We start from the raw sequence: 18992 nt of genomic DNA on the forward strand, positions 1-18992 counted from the left end.
CGCAGCCACGTCGCCGACTCACACAGCGACGCGACCCTTCCGAAGCAACCGGAACGCCACGCCTGCCGTGCATGCGGCAACGACGGCACTGACCAGAAACACCGCGCGCAGACCGGCGTGTCCGCCAACCCATCCCAACGCGGGGCTGCCGACAGCCATCGCAACATCGAGAAAGGCCGTGTAAATGCCCATCGCCATTCCCCGGTTCTGTGGCGTTATGTTGCTGACTGCCTCGACGCCCAACCCCGGATACACAAGCGAATAGCCGAAGCCGGCAAGCGCGGCCCCCGCGGATGCAAGCAACGAAGTGTTGGCCAGCCAGATAAGCAGCAGGCCCGCTGCCTGAACGATGACGAATATTGCCGCGACCCGTGCCCCGCCGAAACGGTCAGGAAGGTGCCCGACAATCGCACGCGCTGCGATCAGTGCGACACCGAATGCGGTAAAGGCCATCCATACCGGCTGCCAGTGCATATCGGTGAAGAGAAGCGAGCTGAACGCCAGAATCGCGCAGTAGCCAACACTGGCGAGCGCTGCGCCGAGACCCGGTAGCCAAACGGCCCGCATGATCGTGTTGAAAGAGGCGTGCTCTCCATGCGTATGGGACGCAATTGCCGGCATCCGCATCAGATAAGACAGCACCACCAGGGGCAGGAGAACTGTGACGAGTGCGATCGCTGAAAATCCAAACGATGTGTACAGGATCGAGCCGATGGGTCCGCCGAGCGCCATCGCGGCGAACATCGCGGTTCCGATCCACGCAATCACTTTCCCGGCATGTTGTCGGTCTACCAGCGCGAGCCCCCAGGCGACTGCCCCGGTGATAATGAAGCTCTCGGCCCCGCCGAGCACCGCGCGACCGACCAGCAGGATCGCAACGGACAGCGTGGGAACTGTGAGGAATGCGAGCGAAAGCAAATACAGCAGACCCGCCACGACAGCCGCAACGAGACCGGCGAGCACCGCACGTTTCGCGCCCCGCCTGTCGGAAAAGGACCCTGCCCAAACGCGTGAAAACAACGAAGCGGCGAACTGCGCTCCTGCAACCAGACCGACCACGAATGGACTGAAACCGAGATCGTTGCTGACATGCAAAGGCAGTACCGGAAGCGCCACGCCAATGATGATAAAACCGGCTAGCACGGCGATCATTATCGGCATCAGTGTCGCAACAACGGACTGCGCGGCGACTGCTGCCATAGGTGACTTGTACATGAAGCGTGCCTTTACATCCTGTATCCGGGTTTCTTGTAAATCGTGTGAGAGCGCTCCTCGATGTCCGGTCGATAGACTTCCTCTTTCCACCGGTCGGATGGGATTTCCTCAAAACCGACTGAGACGGATTCCTCGCCGTAGCCAAGGATCTCCATCACATCGCGGGTGATCGCCTCGGCCAGACGTTGCTTCTGCTTCTCCGTCTTTCCGGGCCATGCTTTAACGATGACATGGGGCATGGCGTCGTTCTCCTGTAGTTGAAACAGACCGGGCAGGCTAGTGGCTGCTACGCGCACTTGCCGTTTCAATTTGCGCTGGCGGTCAAACCCGCTTTGCAAATACGTCCTTGAATACGGGCATCGCCGAAAAGACGTTTGGCCAGCCCGCGTAGAAAGCAAGCTGCGTCAGTGCTTCGGACGCCTCGTCCCGGGTCAGTCCGTTGTCCATCGCGCGATTGAGGTGATACGGAATTTGCGCGACCTGGCCGTTTGCAACGAGCGCGCTGACCGTCACCAGACTGCGGTCGCGAGGCGCAAGTCCTGGTCGCAACCAGAGATCGCGAAACAGAACGTCCGTCGTGTACTGAACCACGCCGGGGGCCACCTCGCCGAAGTTCTCCTCGACCGTCTGCGCGCGCTGCTGCTCAGCCGCTTCATTCAACGGCAGAAGCGCAACCTCGGCGGCTGACGCCTGATCCGAACCGATGCCGCGTTCAGCGAAGACGCGCGCGACAACCGCCGACGCGGCGGTGGCGTTCCCCCAGCCCGAATAGAAAGCCAGATGCGCGATCATTTCCGAAATTTCTGCCGGCTTGACCCCGTTATCTAGCGCCAAACCGAAATGAAACGGCATCTCGATGGCCTGATTGCGGGCGACGAGTACCGACAGCGTGACGACGCTCCGGTCTCGCGCTTTCAGTTGCGGCCTCTTCCAGAGATCACCGAGCACGGTCTGATTCGTATAGCGCGCGAAGGCAGGTGAAGCGAGAGTGGGGTCGACTCCTGTCGTCGAATCTTGCATGTTTTCAGTCCTTTTCATTGAGAGGCAGGCCCGCGGCTTCGTGAACCGCAGTTACTTCTGCGCGCCGCCGCCGAGGTACTGCTCGTCCGTGACCTTCTCCAGCCATTCGACGTTCTTGCCGTCGAGCGCTTCCTGAATGGCGATATGTGTCATCGCGGTCGTCGACGTTGCGCCGTGCCAATGCTTGTGGCCAGGCGGGCACCAGATGACGTCGCCGGCGCGAATTTCGACGCGCGGCTCGCCTTCGCACTGAGTCCAGCCGCAGCCGGCTGTCACGATCAAGGTTTGGCCGAGCGGGTGGGTGTGCCAGTTAGTCCGCGCGCCCGGCTCAAACGTGACGCTCGCACACGAAACGCGTGCCGGCGGAGGTGGGGCGTTCAGCGGGTCGAGCCGCACGGTGCCCGTAAACCATTCTTCAGGGCCTTTCTTCGAGGGCTGCGAGCCCGCGCGTTTCAATTCCATGACTGTTCCTTGTCAGTGTCGCCAGGGGGAGGGGATTGCCAGTTAATTTAACGCCTGGCAATTGATGCGACTAGATGGCAATATCGGCATGCCCTTATGCTGTGGAGCATGAATTGAAAGAAGATTTCAACGATCTGGTCGGCTTCATGAACGTCGCGCGTGAGCGCAATTTCACGCGAGCGGCCGCGCAACTGGGCGTTTCGCAGTCGGCCTTGAGCCGTACGGTTGCCGGACTAGAAAAGCGGATGGGCCTGCTGCTGCTGACGCGCACTACCCGCAGCGTCGCGTTGACCGAGGCAGGCGAGCGGCTGCTGGCGGCGATTGCCCCCCGTTTCCAGGAAATCGAGGCCGAGGTCGATGCGTTGCGCGCGATGACAAGTCGCCCGGGCGGAACTGTCCGCATCACGACGACCGACTACGCGGCAAACGCGTATGTGTGGCCGCGTCTGCAACCGTTGCTGCGCCAGTATCCCGACCTGAAGATCGAATTGGTCAATGACTATGGGTTAGCGGACATCGTCGCGGATCGGTACGACATCGGCGTGCGGCTCGGCGACCAGGTGGCCAAAGACATGGTTGCCGTGCGAATCGCGCCTGACATGACGATGGCAATCGTTGGCTCTCCAGAATATCTGCAAGGGGCGGCACCGGCGAAGACGCCGCAGGATCTGATGCTGCACAACTGCATCAATCTGAGACTGCCGACGCGAGATTCACTGCTTCCCTGGGAATTACGGAAGGGGCGACGAGAACTGCAGGTGCGGGTCGAGGGGCAGCTTACGTTCAATAACGTCTACCAGATGCTGGACGCGGCGCTGGGAGGGTTTGGGCTCGCGTATGTGCCCAAGGACCTGGTCGAGGCGCATGTCCGGGCCGGGCGCCTGCGTTACGTGCTGGAGGACTGGTCTCCCACGTTCGTCGGGCATCATGTCTATTACCCTGGTCGCCGTAAATCATCCCGTGCGGTCGAGCTTGTGGTGGATGCGTTGAAGAGCGGTTATAAGCGGCGGGCGCAGTGACCGGAAAACCGCGATGACAGCATAGGCCGATCCACGCTCAAATCGAACCGCGCGAAATTCAGTGCGACGAGACATAAGCCATATCGGCAAATGCTGCCGTGATCGCTCGCTCTGTAGCGTCCCGGCTATCAGGGCCCGCTTAGCCAACGGAGCGTCGGGCCGCCGCCAAACGCAATGACCCACGTTCCGGTCGCACTGAAATCCCACGTCGGGCCGAAGCTCGCCGGCTCGAGTAGCTGCGCATCCGTGAGCCCGCTCGAGCTCGCCACCGGTGTTCCGGAGCCGACCCCCGCGGTTGCCCCGGACGACTGGCTATTCCAGAACACGTCGGGAGCGATGCGTCCGCTATTCGTGCCCGCGATACCGCCTGTCGTTGCGCCTGGGCCCGGCATGAGCGTCGAATCGGAATAGGACTCGCGGATAACGCCCGCATTACGGCCAACAAGGCCGCCGACCACGGCGCCACCGATCACGCCGCCTCTTACTATGTCCTCCGAGTACGATTGGTCGATCGCGCCATTGTTCACGCCGACGAGTCCACCGAGCGTGGCTTGTGCACCGCCCGCCACCGTCCCCAACGCGACTGACTGGTCGATGCAACCATCGTTTTTACCGGCAAGACCACCGACCGTGCCCGCCCCGCTTACGCTCACGCCGGCGAATGACTGTTCCACGCGGCCGCGGTTTTCGCCGACGATCCCGCCGGCAACGCTGCTCGTGCCGCCCGTGGATTGGGCACTGCCGAAGATGCTGGCCCGCACGATGAGCCCATAGTTGGTGCCGGCCAGCAAGCCGACGGGTCCTCCGGACGAGGTCGCCGAGCTATCCGTGAAAAGAAAATTACGCACCACGCCGTTCTTGCCGATAACGCCGAAAAGTCCGGTATCGGCGTTGCCGGAGATAGTCAGTCCCGTGACACCGCCATTGCCCATCCCGTCGAACTGACCGGTGAACGGGGTGGCAGCAGTGCCGATGCCGTTGAAACTCACCGGCTCCTGGAAATCGATTGCCCGGTTGCCGAGCGCATAGTTGCCCGCGAGGTTGTTGTTGACCGCGCCAAGGTCCGCCAGATTGTTGATTAGCTCATAGGCCGTGATCTGCGTGACGAGCCCGCTAAACGGTGCGGCTTTCCAGGAAGGATTGCTGCGCAACGTGCCGGGCGTGTAGCTGCCGTTCATGTCATAGAGTGTCGTGACGATGCCCCTGCTTCGCGACCAGTCGATCGTGCCCCGGTTGGTCACGCTGCCGCCGTTGTCGTATCCATACCAGTCGGCATTGAGAATGAGCGAGCCGGTGCCGTGATTGGCAATGGTCGCGTTCGACGCAATGGTCAGCGAGTGAGCCGCTTCGAGCTTCAGCGACCCGGCGCCTTGCCAGCGCAAGTTCGCATCGATCGCGATGTCTCCCTTGCCGGTCGCCCCGAAGTTGCCATCGGCACCGTTCGCGGTCACGGTGATCGAGGCGCCGTGGCTCAGGCTCATGCTGAGCGTGCGGGTCGTTGGCGCATCGGCGATGAAGTCGCCTGTCGTGATGTTCCAGGCCTTCGCCCGAACGTTCGCGCCGCCGACCTCGACCACCTTGCCGGACATATCGACCGCGCCGTCGCTGCCATCCGCATTGCGTGCGCTGATCTGTGCCCCGCGAGCATCGATGCTACCGGTGTTGAGAACAGCCGTGTCCGTGTCGGTATTCGCGACGAGCCACACGTGGCCGGCGCGCGTCGCGGTGCCGGTGGCGCGCAGCGCTGCCGAATGACCGGCGAGCGCGAAAATGTTGCCGTCGGCCGCCTGCAGACTGATGATCGCCGCCTCCATCGAGCCCTTGTTTTTAACCGTGCCACCGCTTCCGACCTCCACGAAAACCTGTCGGTCTGCACCATCGAACAGACGGATCTGACGCCCTGCAGCAAGTTCGGCGTTGCCGTTCGGCGCCTCGATAGTCCCTGCGTTCGTGACCTTGTTAGCCGATATGAGGAAGACATCCCCGCCCGACGACATGAGCTTGCCGAGATTGAGCACATTCGCCGTGGAGCTGCCCGTGAAAACCGAGCCGCCGATTGCCGGAGGATTCAGAAATCTGTCGTTGGGGATGTCGAGCGTCGAAGCGACGAAGCGCCCGCCCGTCGCGACCACGCCGTTTCGCCCGATTAGCACCCCGTGCGGATTGACGAGGTAAATACCGCCGGTGCCGCTCAGCGTGCCGAGGATTGCGGAGAAGTCGTTACCTGTTACACGGTTGAGCGTCGCGCCCGTGCCGTTGTTGATTGAAACCGTGGCGTGCTGTCCGATCGAGAAACTATCCCATTCGATGATGCCCCGCGAGCCCGTTTGCGTGACGTTCAGGTTCGTGCCGTTCTGAGCAATGCTGCCCGAACCGCCCACGAAGTGACCGCCTTGCGGCAGTGGTCCCGCTGCGAAGGCCGGTTGCCCAAAGAACAGCTCCGTTAGCGCCAGTGCGACAACCGGCGAGAGGCGTCGTGACGACCGGCAGGTTCCAGAGGCGCGCGGTCGACGCGCCAATTTGGCAGCAGGGCTCATACGTCCCCCCGTGTAAGCGCAAAACGGTGGCATGTTCGACGAAACGGCGCGAGCATTGCGACCCATGTATGAAGAATAGGGGCGGACGTGATCGCGATGCGCCTAAATCTACGCGTTTTGCGCCCCTCGGCGGCATCCGGCAGGAAAAGAGATCCACGGCGCACTGTGCGTTAGCGCACGTTTGAAAACCATCTGAAAACCTACCCTACGATGCATTCCGTTGCTTCGTCGCCGGTCCGTTTGGAGAGCAATGATGCCAGACACACCACGCATGCAGCCGCAGGCGTTTGCGGCTGTCGACACTCAGCAAGGCGAACCGACCCCCGAGCGGCTGCTCCAGTTGGGGATGGGCTTTTGGGCGTCGAGGACGCTGCTGTCCGCGGTCGAGCTCGAAGTGTTTACGCGCCTCGCGCGCGGACCCCTCGATGCCGCGCAAATGGCCGGCGCCCTCGGACTTCATCCACGGGCGGCCGTCGATTTTTTCGATGCTCTGGTCGCGTTGAACGTGCTCGAACGCGAGGGCGGAATATACGCGAATACACCGGATGCAGCGCTGTTTCTGGACAAGTCGAAGCCCAGCTATGTCGGCGGATTGCTGGAAATGGCCGCCACGCGGTTGTATCCGTTCTGGGGTTCGCTGACCGAGGCCCTTCGCACCGGGCAGCCGCAGAATGAAGCGAAAGACGGTGGAAATCCGTTCGACGCGATCTATCGCGACGAACAGACGCTACGCGGCTTCCTCAAGGCGATGAGCGGCGTTAGTCTGGGCGCGGCGCGAGCGATGGCGCAAAAGTTTCCGTGGCAAAACTACCGTACGTTCATCGACATCGGCACCGCACAAGGCGGATTGCCTGTGCAGATAGCGCTCGCCCATCCGCACCTGACGGGTGGCGGCTTCGATCTGCCGATGGTGGGTCCGGTGTTCGACGAGTACGTGAGGTCGTATGGACTGCAGGATCGGCTGAATTTCTACCCGGGCGACTTCTTCGAGGAGCCATGCCCGGCGGCGGATGTGCTCGTGATGGGGCATATCCTCCACGACTGGGACCTTGAGCAGAAGCGCAAACTCCTCGCGAAGTGCCATGCGGCGCTGCCACCGGGCGGGTGCCTGATCGTCTACGACGCGGTTATCGACGACGAGCGCAGACAGAATGCGTTCGGCCTACTGATGAGTCTGAACATGCTGATTGAAACACCCGGCGGATTCGACTACACCGGCGCTCAGTGTTGTGAATGGATGACCGAGGCCGGCTTCACGCAGGTGCGCGTCGAGCCGCTCAATGGCCCGGATTCGATGGTGATCGGAATCAGGTAGAAGCGCGGAGTGCGTGTTCCGCGCGATTCGACTCCCGCCGCATGACCCCGCACCGATCGCACCCGTGTGCGTGCCCACCCGTTGCGAAGCGTATGTGCCTCCGCACGACCCTTGGGGGCAGGGCAGTTCGCGGATCATGCGGCCTGGTCGACTGTTTCAAACTCAACGGACAACCGTTTTATCGAACCATTCCCCGTTCTGATACTGGCGAACCGTAATGGCGCCATTGCGAATATCGCCTTTGTCATCGAACTGGATGTGCCCGGTCACACCGTCGAACGAGTCGCCGCGCAGCTTTGAAATATAGACCTTCGGATCGGTGGATCCCGCCGCCTGCATTGCATTCGCCATGGCCATTACCGCGTCGTACGCATAGGGGGCATACAGTTGTACCGGGGTGCCAAAGCGACCCTGGAAGCGTTTGAAGAAGACGGATCCTTGCGGCATGCTCGCAGCCGGAACGCCGGCGAGAGTGCAGTAGACGTTCCCGTTCATCGCCGAGCCGGCAAGCTTGATGTACTGCGGCGTGCAGGCCGCATCCCCGGCAATAATCACAGCCTTGATGCCGAGCTTGCGGGCCTGCTGTGTAAAGGCAGCCGCGGAAGTGTCCACGCTCGCAAAGACGATCCCGTCCGGAGCGTGGCTTTTGATCGAGGTGAGCAGCGCCATCCAGTTGGTCGTTTTGTCAGTCCCATATTCGCGATCGACTACCTCGCCTCCCGCTGCCTTGACGGCCTTGTTCACTTCGTCTGCGAGCCCCTGACCATATGCGGTGCGGTCATCGACGATAGCCACCTTGCGCGCCTTCAAATCCTTGACCATGTAGGTGCCGATGACCGTTCCCTGACGCTCGTCGTTGGCAACCATGCGGAACACAGTCTTGAAGCCTTGAGCCGTCAAGGTCGGATTGGTGGCGGACTCGGTAATCATCGGGATGCCGGCATCGGCATAAACCTTCGAAGCGGGAATCGACGTCCCCGAGTTCTGGTGGCCAACCACGCCGACGACATGATCGTCAACGAGCTTCTGCGCCACGGTGACGGCCGTCTTCGGATCAGCTGCATCGTCCTGGGTATCGAGGACAAATGTCACCTGCTGACCGCCGATCTTCAGCTTGCGCGCGTTGAGATCTTCAATGGCGAGCCGAACGCCGTTTTCGCTGTCTTTTCCAATGTGGGCGATTTCCCCGGTAAGCGGAGACGCCTGCCCGATCTTGACGGTGACATCGCTGTACGCCGCGGTCGAACCCAGAACGAAGCCGCAGCCAACCACGGCAATCGAAAGTTGTGAGAGTCGCATGATGGTGAACCCGGATGGAGTGAAAGGACGCCGTAGCGTGCTGGCCGAACCCACCTGGCAACAACACCCGACGCGCCTTACCATCGTATTCACGTACCGATATCGACAAAATTCCGAGTGACGGCTGATACGCAATTACTTATCGATATGCCGGGCAGTAACGAGAAAATATTCACCACGGTCATCCACGGCCTTGAGCGAAGCGCGGTTTGGCTTTGTGAATGCGGTGCATCGCGCGGAGCGTAGCTTACCGCACCGTACCGTACCGGCAACCGGCGCTATTGCTCCTCGCCCGGCAGGAGGACAGGAACCTCAAGACCAACCTTGACGCGACTCATCGCCACCAGCGTCTTGAAACGCTTCACGTTGTTGTTCGAAAAGAAAAGTTGCCGCGTCAGCTGGTTGTACTGCTCCATGTCGCGGACTGAAAGTATCAGTACGAAGTCGGATTCGCCGGTGACGTAGTAGCACTGCTGAATATGAGGACACTGCGAAAACGTTCGCTTCATCGCATCGAGCATGTCGATCTTTTCGCTTTCCACTTCGACAAGCACAACCACAGTGATGGGATGGTCGACCTTCTCCGGCGCAACCACGGCGACATAGCGATCGATAACCCCGTCTTCGGAGAGCCGCCGCAACCGCCGGTTGACAGCCGCCGTGGATAGATTAACGCGCGCACCCAGTTCGTTTTGCGGCATTTGTGCGTCGCGCTGTATTTCAGCCAGCAGCTTGCGGTCGAACAGGTCCAGATCCGATGCCATAGAAAATTCCTTCCGAGACGCAATTTTTTTGCGATATAGGCTCCTATTTTGCGACCATTTTCACCGCTTGCGCAATACGATCTACAGGTACGGGTTGAATGCGTTTTCGCGCTAGAGCGGCGCCCCACAACGAGATCGAGGAAGACAAAAGATGGAAGCTACACTTCAGAGCCAACTCAAGGGATGGCGGCAATACCTGCACCAAAGACCCGAAACGGGTTTCGAGGAAATCCATACGTCCGACTACGTTGCGCAGATCCTGCGCACCCTCGGGCTCGAAGTCCACCGGGGCATCGGCGGAACCGGCGTCGTGGCGAACCTGACCGTTGGCGATGGCCAGCGCGCGATTGGCATTCGCGCCGACATGGACGCGCTGAACATTGCCGAAAATGCGCCCGGTCGGCCGCACGCATCCGTCAACAACGGAAAGATGCATGCATGCGGTCACGACGGCCATATGTCGATGGTGCTGGGCGCTGCCCGCTTGCTCGCTGAAAAAAAGGATTTCAACGGCACGGTGCGATTCATATTTCAACCGGCGGAAGAGCATGGCCGGGGTGCCAAGGCCATGATGGCCGATGGACTGTTCGAGCGTTTTCCGATTGACGCCATTTTCGGCGCGCACAACATGCCCGGAATGCCCGCCGGTAGCTTCGCGACGCGCGCGGGCGGAATCATGGGCAGCGAAGACAATTTCGTCATTCACGTCAAAGCACGTGGCACCCATGCGGCACGCCCTCACATGGGTGTCGATCCGATCGTCATCGCAGCGCAGATTGTGCTTGCCTTGCAGACGATCGTCTCGCGCAATCTCGATCCGGGTGAGCAGGCAGTTATCTCGTGCACCGAATTCATTACGGACGGCATCCGCAACGTCATCCCTTCGAACGTGACCATCAAGGGTGATACGCGAAGCTACTCTCCGGCGGTGCAGGCGCTGCTGGCAACTCGCATGCGTGAAGTCAGCGAGGGCATCTGCCGCGCCCATGGAGCGGAGTGCTATTTCGAGTACACACACGAATTTGTTCCGACCGTGAACTCGGAAGACTATGTGGACGTCGCGCTGCAGGCGGCGCGCAATATCGCGGGGGAGACGCTCGTCACCGCGGATGTCGCGCCAATGATGACTTCCGAAGACTTCGGCGCTTTTCTGATGCACGTCCCCGGCAATTTCATGTTCATTGGCAACGGCGACAAACCCGAGCGCGGAGGCATTCCGCTGCACAACGCATCCTACGATTTCAACGACGACATTCTTGAATCTGGCGCCCGCTATTTCGCAGAGGTTGCGAGGCTTCAATTGCCACGGTGACACCCCCTGTTGAAGCTGACCGGTGTGAAATGAAATTGCGTCGGGCATCTTCTGGCGTGCCTCTACATCTGGACCGGCTCGTCCTCCTCGATATTGCCTGAGCGGCCCTGAACATTTTTAGCCTCATTTGGAGATTGAGATCGTGTTGATTCACAACCAGAATGCGGAGCGAAGCCCGTATCCGTCGGAGTTAAAAGAGATCCTGAGCATCGAGAAAGCGCAGGAAAGTCGTGCATGGCTTCTCGGCTGGGACAAGATCGCGTCCAACGCGACCCCCCTCTATGAGTTGCCTGGCCTGGCAAAAAAGCTGGGTGTGGGCTCACTGAGTATCAAGGACGAGTCGGTGCGGTCGGAACTGGGCAGCTTCAAGGCGCTCGGCGCGCCCATCGCGCTCGTCCGTCTGATTCTGCGCGCGTGGCCCGATCAGAAGCTGGATCCCGTCGCAATGTTCGAAGGCAAATACCGTGAGATGTTGACGCATTTCACGGTCGTCAGCGCGACGGACGGCAATCACGGAAAAGGGCTGGCCGCGGCCGCCCAGGCAATTGGGTGCCATTGCGTGATTGTGTTGCACGCGAATGTCAGCGTGGAGCGGGAACAGGCGATTGCCGCTTATGGCGCAGAAATCGTCCGGATCAAAGGCAACTATGATGAATCGGTGGAAGAAGCCGCGCGGCTTGCGAAGGCGAACGGCTGGCACGTGGTGTCGGATACGTCGTACGAAGGATACGAAGATATCCCACGCGATGTCATGCAGGGATACGGCGTAATCGCAGCCGAAATAATCGAACAGACAGATTCCAAAGCCGACAAGCCCGCGTTCACTCATGTTGTTCTGCAAGGTGGTGTGGGTGGCCTCGCGGCCGGCCTGATCAGTTTTTTCTGGGAGTTTCACGGTTCGCATCGACCGCGCTTTATCGTTGTGGAACCTCAGCAGGCAGACTGCCTGCTGCAGAGCGCTATCGCCGGCCGCCCGTCACGTGCGACCGGGGCAATCGACTCGGTGATGGCCGGGCTCGCTTGCGGCGAGACATCGCCGCTCGCCTGGCGGTTCCTGCAACCCACCGTCGATGAATTCATGACCATCACGGACGACGACGCGGTGGCAGCCATGCGTACGCTGGCCTGCGGGAGCGAAGGCGATATGCCGATCGTCGCCGGAGAGTCGGGAGTAGCAGGTCTCGCCGGGATCACCGCGCTGCTGGCCGATCGGAACTTGCGGGCGCGGGCAGGGTTGGACAAGAACGCGTCTGTGCTGCTGATCAACACCGAGGGCGCTACCGCGCCCGAGACATATCGAGAGCTCGTCGGCCAAAGCGCCGAAGCGGTAGTAGAACGCCAGAGCGAATGGCTGGACGATGGTCGACTGCACATGGTGCAGGAAGACTGGCTGACTGACCGCTGCGGGTCGAATACGGAAACCCATCGATCGACGGGTCCGCAGTGACACGGCACATTCATCTACGACCAAATCGAACCGCACTAAATTCAGTGCGACGACACATAAACCGCATCAGCAAATACTTCCGGGATCGCGAAGCTCTCGCGCATACGCTTAGCCTCCGCGGCCGGCGTCAAGCCGAACAGACGCCGGAACTCCCGGCTGAACTGAGACGGGCTCGCGTAACCCACCGCATGTCCGGCGGCCTCCGCGGTCAGATCCTTGCGCACCATTAACAGGCGAGCCTGATGAAGACGTGTCGACTTCACGTATTGCATTGGCGACACCTGCGTAATTGCCTTGAAGTGGCTGTGGAAGCTCGGAATGCTCATGCCCGCTTCGTCGGCCAGTTGCCTGACATTGAGGGGCTGCGCATAGCTCGCATGAATCAGGCGCAGTGAGCGGCCTATCTGGCCGAACTGTCCTCGCATCGCCAAAGCCTCGCGCAACGAGCTTCCCTGGGCGCCGGTGAGTACCCGGAAATACAGTTCACGCAGTAGTCCGGCGCCCAATACAGCAGCTTCGAGCGGTCGATGCATCGCCTCGAGGAAGCGCAGCACGGACGCTTGCATCGCGTCATCCATCGGCGTCGACATCATGCTACGAGGTGTTGGTGCGCGCTCCGCCGTACCTTCGCGATCGATCCGCTCCGCAAGTTCGGCGGCCAGGGCGAAATCGAGGTGCAGATACAGCGCGAGCAGTGGGCGTTCCTCGGTTGCGTCGGTTTCCATGCTGAACGGCACAGGCACGGACACAGCCAGGTAGTGAAACTCGTCGTACAGGTACAGCTCGTCGCCGAAATAACCTCGCTTGCGGCCCTGGCAGACGATCACGATACCGGGGTCGTACAGAACGGGCGTACGCGATAGCGCTCTGTTCGACCGCAAGATGCGGACGCTGGGCAGTGCCGTCAGGTTGTAGCCCTCGTCGGGCGCTAACGCGCGTAGCAGGGCAACCATGCGTTTCTGGTTTCGCGAGGATAGAGTCGGAGGCGGGCTCGACCCGAGTAGAGTGATCATAGTTTTGTGCAAGAAAAATAGCGAAATCCGTCTTAAGTTACCGCGTTCGTCAGATTAGTATGCACTCTCCAATCGACATTCGGGAGAAGCTTCAATGGCATCCAGCAAAACGTTGCTCATCACCGGCGTCAGCAGCGGCTTCGGTCGCGCGCTCGCACAGGAAGCGCTGGCGGTGGGGCACAAGGTCGTCGGTACCGTGAGAAGTGCCCAGGCAAAGCGTGAATTCGAGGCCCTGTCCGCGACTGCCGCTTCCGCAGTCGTGCTCGACGTAACCGACTTCGACGCGATCGACGGCGTGGTGGCGAAAATCGAGGCTGACGCCGGACCGCTCGATGTACTCGTCAACAATGCGGGCTACGGCCACGAGGGCATCATGGAGGAATCACCGCTGTCGGATATGCGCCGGCAGTTCGATGTGAATGTATTTGGTGCGGTCGCGATGATGAAGGCCGTTCTGCCATTCATGCGTGAGCGCCGCCGCGGCCACATTCTGAATATCACATCGATGGGCGGCTATATCACGATGCCTGGCATCGCTTACTACTGCGGCAGCAAGTTTGCGTTGGAGGGGATCTCCGAGGCGCTTGGCAAAGAGGTCAAGCCGTTCGGTATTGCGGTGACGGCCGTGGCGCCGGGCTCATTTCGCACTGACTGGGCAGGTCGGTCGATGGCGCGCACCCCGCGCTCGATTCCGGATTACGACGGTATTTTTAATCCGATCCGCCAGGCGCGCGAGGAAAAAAGCGGCAAGCAATTGGGCGATCCGAGGAAAGCGGCGCGCGCAATGCTGGCCGCCATTGCGGCGGAATCTCCGCCCGCGCATCTTTTGCTCGGTAGTGATGCACTCGGGCTCGTTCGAAACAAGTTATCGGTATTGAACGAGGAAATCAGTACGTGGGAGGAGATCACTGTTTCTACGGACGGCTGAGGAACCGCCATTCACTGTCGCGTGCAGTTCATTGCATCGGGATCGACGCGACAGCAGGTGCATCACCCGCTCCAGGCATTGCTCGATCATGTGCGTAATGGATGTTGATGACCGACTGAATTCGACACGGCGAGCGCCGGCATGACGCCGGCGCGGTATGCGGCAGGACGCGCCGCATACGCGTACGGCGCCGCTACGACAGGCCGACGCTCGCCGCGAGTCGTTAGTAGATGATGCCGAGCAGCACTGCCTTGACGATGGCTTGCGTCTTGTTCACCGAGTTGAGCTTCTCCATGATGTTTTGCATGTGGAAGGTAATGGTCCGCTCCGATATGGAAAGAATGGAAGCAATTTCCAGCGCGGTTTTGCCGTCAGCGGCCCATTTCAGTACTTCCTTCTCACGCGTGGTGAACGGTCCGGTGTGCGTCGAGGCCGTAGCCGCGGGTGCGTCGACCAGGCGCGAATTCACCGCGTGAGCCGCGTGCGCCAGATAGATCAGTCTGCTTTCCGTTGCGGCGAGCTCTAGCTCGGAAATGCTGTCCGCACTGCGCGACACGCTCCACATCGCGATTCGTCCGTGCTTGTCGCGGATGGGCTGGGACCAGCCGTGCGCGAGGCCGTGCGCCTTCGCTTCCTGCCAGAACGGTTCGTCCACGCATGCATCGACCGGCCATACGAGCGGCGATGTATAGATCAACGCGTAACGGACGACCGGGTCGCGTACGAAATAATTTCCGTTCAGGTAGCGCTGTCGCCAGGACTCGGGATAGGTGTTGCGCGTAATGAACGTGGGCCGGGTCACCGGCAACGGATCGCGTGCGCCATACGCGCACATGTCAAAATCAAGCGCGCGGGCCTGGGCCGCAACGATGTCGAATATCTCATCAAAGCTTTGCGCGCGCGACAACGTCGTCATGACGTCTTCTCTCCATGGATCCACAGCAGTCTCCAAATAGCGTGTAGTGTCAAACGCACGCGATCGATGACGACCAGCTCGCGTGCGTTGGCGACATGTTCGCCGCGCATGAATCAGAGAGGCTCTAGCCCGCGCGCAAAACGTTGATTTCGGAGGGCGCGGCGTGTCGATATCGAACGGCTGAATCAATCACGGGAAAAGGCGTGAAGTACGTCGATTGTTTCCGGCGACGTGATGTACTCGGTTCCGGCCGGATGCCGTTGTGTTTATTGTTTTTGAAAGGCTCGTTGATCGTGGCGTGGCGCCCGAGTGCGTTGCGAATGCCTTCGCCGGCGCCAGGCGCGAATTTCCCGCAGGTGCGTGATGCAGTCGCGGTCCCGTTGCCCGCGTACGACGGCGACCTCGGCGTCCGCTTCGCCAAGGGCCGAGTCTCCACCGGTGCGCTCGATCGTTGTGCCGTCGCGCGTTGTCGACGGGGGCGTAGGACGAGCCGCGAGGTCTGCTTGTCGGCTAGGTGCCTCTGGTCTGACGCACGCACGCCACCGGTTTCATGCGATACGCCATCACTGCGCGCCTAGTCGATCCATATCGGAACGATCGACAGCGCGAGCAGGAACCCCAGCGCCGCGTTTGCAATGCGCCAATGCTGGTCGGTCCGCAGCGTGCGGCCGAGCAGCACGCCGGCCGTGCACCAGAGCACGAGGGAAAAGATCGCCGCGATGCCGAATGCGCTGCCCAGTATCACAGCGAGGTGCACCGGGTCGGGCGTCAGCGCCGCGAACGACGCGGCCGCGCCGAGCGCCATCGTCCATCCTTTCGGATTGAGCCACAGCAGCAGCGCGCCGCCGATGAAGCTGGTCGGCGTTTGCGATGCATTCGCATGACTCTTCGGCGCGCCGCTCGACGCGATTTTCCACGCGAGCCACAGCAGGTAGGCAGAGCCCAGCACTTTCATGATCAGTTGCAGCGCCGGCACCGCGTGCAGCAGCCCGGCCAGCCCGGCCGCCGTGATGGCGGCGAGCGACGCGAGGCCGAGCGCGATCCCGCCGAGCAACGGCACGCTGCGCCGGAACCCGAACTGCGTACCCGACGCCGTCGCCAGCGTGGTCGCGCCACCCGGCGTGATGGTGGCGACGATGACGAACACGATCAGGGACAACAGGGTCTCGGACATGGCTGGACAACCTCGTATGAAAAGCGTGGGGCGGCTTGGGAATCCGTCTGGGCACGAATTGGATCGGCTACTGGACAAACTCTAAAAGTCTTTCGCAGGCTAGGGTATGGAATGTTTATAATGGCCCTATTAGCGTTGCTAATACCCAATTCTCCCCATGCCCCGTAATCTCGATACGAGCCTGTTGCGCACATTCGTCACCGTTTCGCGTCGTTCGACCATGACGGCCGCGGCGCAGGCGCTGCATTTGACCCAGGGCGCGATCAGCCAGCAGATCAAACGGCTCGAGGAATGCTTTGGCCAGCGGCTGTTCGACCGCTCGCAGGGGCGCCTGAAACTCACTGCCGCGGGAGAACGCTTGCTCGAACGGGCCGAGCAACTGGTGCGGCTCAACGACCGCATCTGGACCGACATGAGCAGGCCGATGTTTGCCGGCGTCCTGCGCGTCGGCGCGCCGTCCGATCTGGTCGGCGCCTATCTCGCCGGCATTTTCAAGGCGTTTACCCAGCGCTACCCGCACGTCGAGATCGTGCTTGTCAACCTTGCGTCGGTCGACCTGTCGGCCGCGCTGCTCGATGGACGAGTTGACATCGCGGTGATCGAGCAGCTGGCGAGCGAGCCCGGCGGGGAGTGCCTGCGCGTCGAGCCGCTCGCGTGGGTCGGCGCGGTCGGCGGCACCGCTTATCTGAAGCGGCCGCTGGCGGTGTCGATTGTCAGCAACGCGTGCGTGTTCCGCCCGGCATTGTTCGACGCGTTGACGCAGCACGAGATCGCGTGGCGAACGGTGTTCGAGAACGGCGACATCGAGGCGACAAAAGCGACCGTCCGGATGGACATGGCGGTGACCGCATGGCTCGCGTCGACGGTTCCCGCCGATCTGCAGATGCTGCGATCGATGCAGGGGTTGCCCACGTTGCCGGATTTCGCCGTGACCTTGCATCTGCCTCCATCCGGAACGACGCCGCTTGTCGACGAAATGGCGAATTTCATTCGCAACGGTTTTCGCGACGCGCCGTCAGTCGGCGCCGGCATGTTGTCCGGTACGACCGATCGCGCGGCCTGATCGCGTGCTTCCGATGCGGTCCGCTCCGGGCGCCGTTCTCCTGTAGGTCCTTCCAGTATCGTTGCGCGTGACCGCGCTATAGGATCGATGCCGAGATCCGCTCGACGGCATCGCGACGCGTGCGTGCCGTATGCGTCGCGACCGCGTTCGACCTCAGTTCGGCTTTCTGCTGCTTCCCATTTGCGCCGCTCGATTTTTCCCAAGGCATTCCATGACTATCTGGCTGCTGCAACTCGTGCTCGTGATCGCGTTCTGCAACGTCTGCGGCCGTCTTGCCGAGCGGCTTGGCCAGTGCGCGGTCGTCGGCGAAATTACGGCCGGACTCCTGCTCGGCCCGTCGCTGTTCGGCGCAGTCGCGCCGGATTTCTACGACGTACTGTTCGGCGCGAGCGCACCGTCGGGGATGGCGCAGGTCGGCGAGATCGGCCTGGTGCTGTTGATGTTTCAGCTCGGGCTGCACATGGAGTTCGGCGTCACGATGCGCGACGGCCGGTGGCGCGTCCCTGTCGCGGTCGCGATCGGTGGCTTGTGCGTGCCGGCCGCGATCGGCATGGTCATCGCGATCGTGTCGAAGGATACGCTCGCGAGCGATGCGCCGTGGCTGCCGTATATGCTCTTCTGCGGCGTCGCGCTCGCGGTGTCGGCCGTACCCGTCATGGCTCGGATTGTCGACGATCTGAGACTCGGCGCGATGACCGGCGCGCGAAATGCCCTGTCTGCCGCGATGCTGACGGACGCGCTCGGCTGGATGTTGCTGGCGACTATCGCGTCGCTGTCGAGCGGGCCGGGCTGGGCCTTCGCGCGCATGCTCGGCAGCCTGATCGTGTATCTGGCGCTTAGCGCGGTGCTGGCGCGTCTGGTTGTCCGCCCGCTGCTCGTGCGGCTGACGCAAACGGCGCACGCGACGCGCGACAGACTGGCGGTGCTGTTCTGCTTCGTGCTCGCATCGGCGGTCGCGACGTCGCTGATCGGTTTCCATAGCGCGTTCGGCGCGCTGTCGGCAGCGCTGTTCCTGCGTCGCGTGCCGGGGTTGGAGGTGGAGTGGCGCGAGAACGTGGAGGGTTTCGTGAAGCTCGTGTTGATGCCGGTGTTCTTCGCGTACGCGGGGTTGCACGCGTCGATCGGGATGATCGGCGACGCGTCTTCATGGCTGTGGTTCGGCGTGTTTCTCGCCGGCGGGTTCGCGGGCAAGTTCGGCGGCAGCTACGTCGGTGCGCGCGTGACGGGGCTTGCGCCGCGCGACGCGATGCTGGTCGGCTCGTTGATGAATACGCGCGGATTGATGGAACTGATCGTGCTGTCGATCGGCCTGCAGATGCAGATTCTTCCGACCCGCGTCTATACGATCCTCGTCATCTTCGCGTTGGTGACGACGGCGCTGACCGCGCCGCTCGTTCGGCTCACGCTGCGCGCGCATTCGCGCCCGGTGCCGGCGATGCCCGTCGTCAGTAAGTGACGGGCCCGCGCGCACGGTGGCGCATCCCCGATGTACGCCGTGTCACGGCAAC

At 61.6% G+C, this 18992-nt stretch carries 17 protein-coding genes; 7 read left to right on the plus strand and 10 right to left on the minus strand.

Translation table 11 applies throughout. The features are described 5' to 3' along the window. Nucleotides 1–18: 18 nt before the first annotated feature. The 4 genes from BTH42_RS26610 to BTH42_RS26625 all read right to left on the minus strand — a co-directional run bounded on the left by BTH42_RS26610 (nt 19) and on the right by BTH42_RS26625 (nt 2697). On the minus strand, nt 19–1215 hold the full coding sequence (locus BTH42_RS26610) for an MFS transporter (protein ID WP_143752217.1): 1197 nt from the start codon (nt 1213–1215) through the stop codon (nt 19–21). A gap of 11 nt (nt 1216–1226) precedes the next feature. Then, entirely contained in the window at nt 1227–1454 is a 228-nt protein-coding gene (locus BTH42_RS26615) for a tautomerase family protein (protein WP_075304222.1), read from the minus strand. Nucleotides 1455–1536: 82 nt separating this feature from the next. Beyond that, nucleotides 1537–2235: a carboxymuconolactone decarboxylase family protein gene (locus tag BTH42_RS26620; RefSeq protein ID WP_075304159.1), complete on the minus strand. Its 699-nt coding sequence runs from the start codon at nt 2233–2235 to the stop codon at nt 1537–1539. A gap of 51 nt (nt 2236–2286) precedes the next feature. Continuing rightward, entirely contained in the window at nt 2287–2697 is a 411-nt protein-coding gene (locus BTH42_RS26625; RefSeq protein ID WP_075304160.1) for a cupin domain-containing protein, read from the minus strand. A gap of 74 nt (nt 2698–2771) precedes the next feature. Between BTH42_RS26625 and BTH42_RS26630 the strand changes: the two genes are divergently transcribed. Beyond that, nucleotides 2772–3716 (plus strand): LysR family transcriptional regulator, encoded by a 945-nt coding sequence (locus BTH42_RS26630; RefSeq protein WP_075304161.1) that lies wholly within the window; start codon nt 2772–2774, stop codon nt 3714–3716. Between the two features lie 128 nt (nt 3717–3844). Here the strand turns inward: BTH42_RS26630 and BTH42_RS26635 are convergent, their stop codons facing one another. After that, a complete protein-coding gene (locus tag BTH42_RS26635; protein WP_372237289.1) occupies nt 3845–6319 on the minus strand; it encodes a filamentous hemagglutinin N-terminal domain-containing protein in 2475 nt (824 codons plus the stop codon). 205 nt (nt 6320–6524) lie between these two features. Between BTH42_RS26635 and BTH42_RS26640 the strand changes: the two genes are divergently transcribed. Further along, nucleotides 6525–7568, plus strand: a complete 1044-nt coding sequence (locus BTH42_RS26640; RefSeq protein ID WP_075304162.1) for a methyltransferase — start codon at nt 6525–6527, stop codon at nt 7566–7568. Between the two features lie 162 nt (nt 7569–7730). Here BTH42_RS26640 and BTH42_RS26645 read toward each other — a convergent pair whose 3' ends face one another. Both BTH42_RS26645 and BTH42_RS26650 read right to left on the minus strand, forming a co-directional pair. After that, nucleotides 7731–8867: a branched-chain amino acid ABC transporter substrate-binding protein gene (locus BTH42_RS26645; protein ID WP_075304163.1), complete on the minus strand. Its 1137-nt coding sequence runs from the start codon at nt 8865–8867 to the stop codon at nt 7731–7733. A 278-nt stretch (nt 8868–9145) separates the two neighbouring features. Then, nucleotides 9146–9631, minus strand: coding sequence for an Lrp/AsnC family transcriptional regulator (locus BTH42_RS26650; RefSeq protein WP_075304164.1), 486 nt, complete (start codon nt 9629–9631; stop codon nt 9146–9148). 151 nt (nt 9632–9782) lie between these two features. On the opposite strand from BTH42_RS26650, the gene BTH42_RS26655 reads away from it, so the two are divergent. Beyond that, nucleotides 9783–10943 (plus strand): M20 aminoacylase family protein, encoded by a 1161-nt coding sequence (locus BTH42_RS26655; RefSeq protein WP_075304165.1) that lies wholly within the window; start codon nt 9783–9785, stop codon nt 10941–10943. Nucleotides 10944–11085: 142 nt separating this feature from the next. Next, entirely contained in the window at nt 11086–12390 is a 1305-nt protein-coding gene (locus BTH42_RS26660; protein ID WP_083654936.1) for a diaminopropionate ammonia-lyase, read from the plus strand. Between the two features lie 41 nt (nt 12391–12431). Here BTH42_RS26660 and BTH42_RS26665 read toward each other — a convergent pair whose 3' ends face one another. Further along, nucleotides 12432–13343, minus strand: coding sequence for an AraC family transcriptional regulator (locus BTH42_RS26665; RefSeq protein WP_178392244.1), 912 nt, complete (start codon nt 13341–13343; stop codon nt 12432–12434). 154 nt (nt 13344–13497) lie between these two features. Here BTH42_RS26665 and BTH42_RS26670 point away from each other — a divergent pair, with 154 nt between their 5' ends. Next, complete coding sequence (locus tag BTH42_RS26670; RefSeq protein ID WP_075304167.1) at nt 13498–14331, plus strand: oxidoreductase; 834 nt, start codon at nt 13498–13500, stop codon at nt 14329–14331. A 223-nt stretch (nt 14332–14554) separates the two neighbouring features. On the opposite strand, the gene BTH42_RS26675 is transcribed toward BTH42_RS26670, so the two are convergent. After that, nucleotides 14555–15247: an autoinducer binding domain-containing protein gene (locus tag BTH42_RS26675; RefSeq protein WP_075304168.1), complete on the minus strand. Its 693-nt coding sequence runs from the start codon at nt 15245–15247 to the stop codon at nt 14555–14557. A gap of 574 nt (nt 15248–15821) precedes the next feature. Then, nucleotides 15822–16421, minus strand: coding sequence for a LysE family translocator (locus BTH42_RS26680; RefSeq protein ID WP_075304169.1), 600 nt, complete (start codon nt 16419–16421; stop codon nt 15822–15824). Between the two features lie 157 nt (nt 16422–16578). Between BTH42_RS26680 and BTH42_RS26685 the strand changes: the two genes are divergently transcribed. Together BTH42_RS26685 and BTH42_RS26690 are read left to right on the plus strand one after the other, a co-directional pair. Next, nucleotides 16579–17484, plus strand: a complete 906-nt coding sequence (locus BTH42_RS26685) for a LysR family transcriptional regulator (protein WP_075304170.1) — start codon at nt 16579–16581, stop codon at nt 17482–17484. A gap of 211 nt (nt 17485–17695) precedes the next feature. Further along, complete coding sequence (locus BTH42_RS26690; protein WP_075304171.1) at nt 17696–18940, plus strand: cation:proton antiporter; 1245 nt, start codon at nt 17696–17698, stop codon at nt 18938–18940. Nucleotides 18941–18992: the final 52 nt, after the last annotated feature.

It is taken from the genome of Burkholderia sp. SRS-W-2-2016 (assembly GCF_001931485.1).
GTDB lineage: Bacteria > Pseudomonadota > Gammaproteobacteria > Burkholderiales > Burkholderiaceae > Paraburkholderia.